3 protein-coding genes are annotated in these 5,208 nt (G+C 39.8%); 1 reads left to right on the top strand and 2 read right to left on the bottom strand.

Annotated elements, in window-relative coordinates; all coding sequences use genetic code 11:
- The coding region (locus F6K13_RS17085) for a polysaccharide pyruvyl transferase family protein (RefSeq protein WP_287287877.1) at window positions 1-745 on the top strand (745 nt) is incomplete at its 5' end.
- Window positions 746-1,213: 468 nt separating this feature from the next.
- On the opposite strand, the gene clpB is transcribed toward F6K13_RS17085, so the two are convergent.
- Together clpB and gloA are read right to left on the bottom strand one after the other, a co-directional pair.
- A complete protein-coding gene (gene clpB, locus F6K13_RS17080) occupies window positions 1,214-3,931 on the bottom strand; it encodes an ATP-dependent chaperone ClpB (protein WP_124144629.1) in 2,718 nt (905 codons plus the stop codon).
- 534 nt (window positions 3,932-4,465) lie between these two features.
- Window positions 4,466-4,894 carry a lactoylglutathione lyase gene (gene gloA, locus F6K13_RS17075; protein ID WP_124144630.1) on the bottom strand — a complete coding sequence of 143 codons (429 nt, stop codon included), beginning with the start codon at window positions 4,892-4,894 and terminating at the stop codon, window positions 4,466-4,468.
- Window positions 4,895-5,208: the final 314 nt, after the last annotated feature.

Below are 5,208 nucleotides of genomic sequence, written 5' to 3'. Positions count from 1 at the left end.
TCGTTTAATTATTTTTAGTACAGGTGTAGGTTATGAACAGCCATTAAAAACTTTAGATAAAAATTGGAAATTGTACTGTGTTCGAGGAAAATTATCTGCTAAAAAGTTAGGTTTATCTCCTGATTTAGCAATCACAGATGGGGCAATTTTAACGAGACGTTTATATCAACCTTCACTGCAAAAAATTTATCGTTTTACTTATATGCCACATATTCATCATGCCACTTTTGCAGAAGAAATCTGGCAGAATATATGTGAACAAATCGGATTTCATTATTTAGATCCCCGCTCCTCAGTAGATGAGATTTTATCTACTATTAGCCAAACAGAAGTTTTACTAGCTGAAGCAATGCATGGTGCAATTATCGCTGATACTTTTAGGGTGCCTTGGATTCCTATTATTACCAGTCCGAGAATTTTACTGTTTAAATGGCAAGATTGGTGTTCTTCAATTGGTGTAGAATACTATCCTTATTTTCTTTCACCTTTGGTTAAATCTTATCCCCAATATGCAGGCGGAATTCGTTCCTCTCTAAATGCTTTTAGTCATTGGAAAAATAGTTTACTCCAATTTCCTAACTTCAGACAAATTTGGCAACAACAAGAACAAGTTTCTGGTACACAATTGCTGAAAATTGCTCAAACTGGACGACAACAATTGAGTTCAGATACTCAACTTGAACATTTAACAGTTCAACTGGAAGAAAAGCTTGATATTTTAAGAAAAGACAATACCATATATTAAAACATGGTATTATATCTCCCTAAGATGAGTTGAGTAAGACCGCTTTAATTGCTTTTTGACAATCAGGTAATTAAGGTCTGCTTAATAAATAATAAGCCCACAGAAGTTAGAGGTTTGAGTGCCATATAAATTACCAAAAAAAGTGTAATAAAATGACTAAATTAATATCAAAAACTAGCCTTTTTTTATATAGAAAATGTCTATGTACCATTAACCAATATTCTATATTTTTTTGATCAAAGGGGTGATGAAACAAAGTACATTATCTACTAGCATCTAGCATAATTACTAGAGGGAAAACTAGCGATCGCCATACCCCTTTTACCTAATTAACCGCATATTCTGTAAATTGTCTCTTGCAATTTTTTCATTATTTAGTTCTGCTGCTAAAAGTTGTTCTGCTGTTCATTAACACTTTTGCCTAATAATTGTTACTAGCGAGCTAGAAGCTCGCACTGTTATTTATTATTAACTTTTCACCAATTCTAACTCATCCTTTTTCCCAAACACTAAACCACTATCTACACAATCAATTACCACAACATCCCCACCAACAAACTTATTCTCTAAAATCAAATTTGCCAGAGGATTTTCTAATTCTTTTTGAATTGCTCGTTTCAAAGGTCGCGCTCCATAAACCGGGTCATATCCCACTTCAGCAATGTGGTCTAAAGTCGCAGGAGTTAATTTCAAACTAATCTTTTGTTCCCCTAATAATCGTTCAATTCTCTTCACTTGAATCTCCACAATTTGCCGTAATTCACTCTTCCTTAAAGTATGGAACAATATAATCTCATCCACCCTGTTTAAAAACTCTGGTCGAAAATGTTTTCGCAACCCCCCCATCACCCGTTTATACATCTCCTCATACTTAGAGTCATCCCCCGCCACATCCAAAATATACTCACCACCAATATTACTCGTCATTACAATTACAGTATTACTAAAATCAACTACCCGCCCCTGAGAATCAGTAATCCTACCATCATCCAATACCTGCAACAATATATTAAATACATCCGGGTGAGCCTTCTCAACTTCATCAAACAGCAGCACAGAATAAGGATGTCTTCTTACTGCCTCCGATAACTGACCCCCTTGGTCATAACCCACATATCCAGGCGGTGCCCCTACTAACCGAGAAACAGCGTGTTTTTCCATATATTCCGACATATCAATGCGGACTAAAGCATCATCCCGGTCAAACAAAAACTGTGCCAAAGCTCGCGCCAATTCTGTTTTACCAACTCCAGTAGGACCGAGAAACATAAACGAACCAATAGGCCGCCCTGGGTCTTTCATCCCTGCTCTAGCACGTCTAATAGCTGCAGCTACAGCTTCCACCGCTTCCGACTGCCCAATTACCCGTTGATGTAAATGTTTTTCCAACTGTAGTAACTTCTGGCGTTCCGACTCCAATAAACGATTTACCGGAATACCCGTCCACTTAGCAACGATAGTGGCAATATCTGCATCCGTAACTTGTTCTCGGAGGAGAGACGAACCTTGAGCTTGAACCTTTAATAATTCTGCTTCCTTAGCTTCGCGATCGCGATGTACAGTTTCGAGTTGACCGTATTTTAATTGAGCTGCGGTATTCAGGTCATAAGCTCGTTCTGCCTGTTCTATTTGTACTTTTAATTTATCCTCTTCTGCTTTAAGGGAATTAATTGTATTTAACAATTCTTTTTCCCCAGACCATTTAGAAGAAAATTTTTCCTGCTTTTGCTTCAAGACATTAATTTCATTTGTAATGCGTTGCAATGCTGGAGAAACTTTCACAGGTGGGGTAGGTTCAGAATTTTGATCTTTTTTGCTGCTTTGCAATTCTCCCTCTATAGAAAGTTTCTCCATTTCCAACTGCATAATACGTCTATCAATAGCTTCCAGTTCTTCAGGTTTAGAAGTAATTTCCATTTTTAGTTGAGCAGCAGCTTCATCTACCAAGTCGATCGCCTTATCTGGCAAAAAGCGGTCAGAAATATAACGGTTAGAAAGAGTTGCAGCAGAAACCAAAGCAGCATCAGTAATTTTTACACCATGGTGAGTTTCGTAACGGTCTTTCAACCCCCGTAAAATAGAAATAGTATCCTCTACACTTGGTTGACCAACCTCTACCTTTTGAAACCGACGTTCCAGAGCAGCATCCTTTTCTATATGTTTACGATATTCATCAATAGTTGTAGCTCCTATACACCGAAGTTCTCCACGAGCAAGCATTGGTTTGAGGAGGTTACCTGCATCTACACCCGAACCCGTACCGCCACTGGAACCTGCTCCAACAACAGTATGTAGTTCGTCGATAAATAAAACAATTTGACCGTCAGAGTTGGTTACTTCTCGCAAAACCGATCTGAGTCTTTCTTCAAATTCCCCTCTAAATTTTGCCCCAGCGATGAGACTTCCCATGTCAAGACCAATGAGTTGTCGTTCTTTAAGAGACTCCGGTACATCACCATTAACAATGCGTTGAGCTAAACCTTCAGCGATCGCTGTTTTTCCAACTCCTGGTTCTCCAATAAGTACGGGATTATTTTTTGTCCGACGGGATAAACAACTAACCACGCGCCGAATTTCTTCATCTCTGCCAATAACAGGGTCAAGTTTACCTGCTTTAGCTAACTCTGTGAGGTCGCGCCCATATTTTGCCAAAGCATCATAACTAGCTTCTGGGTTTTGGTCTTCGACTTTGGTACTACCACGAACTGCTTTAATTGCTGCTTCTAGTTGTTCAAATTCAACTTTGGGTGAGGTTTGGGGGCGCTCAAAACCAGGGCGAGTTGGTAGTTGGGGAGTACCTCCACTGAGGAGTTTATTGCCAAGGCGTTTGTCTTGGTAAAAGGCGAGTAGGAGGTGTTCGACGGCAATAAATTTGTCTTCCCATTTTTCTCTAGCTTCATCAGCGAGGTCTAGAAAAATTTCCAGACTGCGCCCTAGATAGAGATGTTCGATACTACCCACTTTGGGTTGGCGTTTGGCAAAAGAGTCTATTTGTTGGAGGAGATTTTCTGGTTCTATGCCAACGCGGTTTAAAATTTTATTGGCTGTACCCTGTTGTTCTAAAAGAGCAATGATTAGATGTTCTACTTCTAGTTGTTGGTTTTGGTAACGTCGGGCAACGTCCTGTGATTTGACTATGGCATCCCAGGCTTGTTCTGTAAATTTACTTGGGTCGGTTGGCTGCATTTGGACTATTTTAAATTTTTTCCTATAAAACTTGATATAGCAATTCTCATACTTGTGGGTTACACAATTCTGGGTTTTAGGCAACAGCTCCGGAAGGCAACAGGCAACAGGGAAATACAAAGAAAAAAGATAACTTTACCTCGCTAACCTGAGAAACACTATATAGAAACCTTATGGTATCTTTACTGAATAATTAATAATTAAATAATTCAGCTAATTCCGCCTCCCCTTTCAAGGGGAAAAAAGCTGTCGTTAGCGGAGCTTCCCGTTAGGGTGGGATGGCGCAGGTTTTCTGCGCTGGCCGACTATCGACCAAGAGAATAAATTTTTTCCTTAAGGATCAATCCTCTAATAATTAATAATTGTTGAAAGGCGGTATGTGCTTTTGGCTGTAGTCTTCAGATAGGGAAGCCTTCAGTAGGGGGACTTACAGAAATCAGGAGATTCAATTAGAGAATAGGGGAAAAAAGTTTAAATTTGCTCCCTACTCCCCTACTCCCCTACTCCCCTACTCCCCTATGCCTTCAGCCTTCTTCAATGAGCGCTAACTGCAACTTCTTTTTCTGAATTACTGCTACGAGAGCTTAATTGAATTAGTTCTACTTTATACCCATTTGGGTCTTCAATGAAGGCAATAACTGTGGACCCATGTTTCATTTGCCCTGGTTCTCTAGTCACTTTACCTCCCTGTGCTTTTATTTGTTCGCAAGTGCCATAAATATCATCAACGCCCAAAGCGATATGGCCATAAGCATCGCCCAAGTCGTATTGGTCTTTGCCCCAGTTATATGTTAATTCGAGTACCGTGTGGTCTGACTCATCGCCATAACCAACAAAAGCTAGAGTAAATTCACCACCTGGATAGTCTTTTTGGCGCAATAGTTTCATGCCGAGGACATCGCAGTAGAATTTCAGGGATTCTTCTAGGTTGTTGACTCGCAGCATGGTGTGTAGTAGTCGCATGGTCTACTCCTTATTCCTTGACTATATGTACTTTTTATTGTGAAGCAATTTGGTCAATCTTGGGAGTCAATGTTGCCTTAATGGCAACTATTAGACATCTCCAGAAAAGAGGCAACAGGCAACAGGGAGAAATAATTGATTTGATTTTTGATTTTTACCGAATAATTAAGGTTTAAAGCCTCTCCTTTGAAGGAGAAACAAGCGGTCGTTAGCGCAGCTTCCCGTAGGGTGGGATGGCGTTAGCGAAGCGGCTCTGATAAGAGCGGGTCTCCTCGCCATATCCAATCGACCAAGAGAGAAAATATTTTCTTTTA

The organism is Okeania sp. SIO2B9 (genome assembly GCF_010672505.1).
GTDB lineage: Bacteria > Cyanobacteriota > Cyanobacteriia > Cyanobacteriales > Microcoleaceae > Okeania > Okeania hirsuta.
This window is presented reverse-complemented; position numbering and strand designations above follow the sequence as displayed.

Coding starts and splice junctions, on each gene's coding strand:
- clpB (WP_124144629.1), bottom strand. CDS start 3,931: ATGCAGCCAACCGACCCAAGTAAATTTACAGAACAAGCCTGGGATGCC.
- gloA (WP_124144630.1), bottom strand. CDS start 4,894: ATGCGACTACTACACACCATGCTGCGAGTCAACAACCTAGAAGAATCC.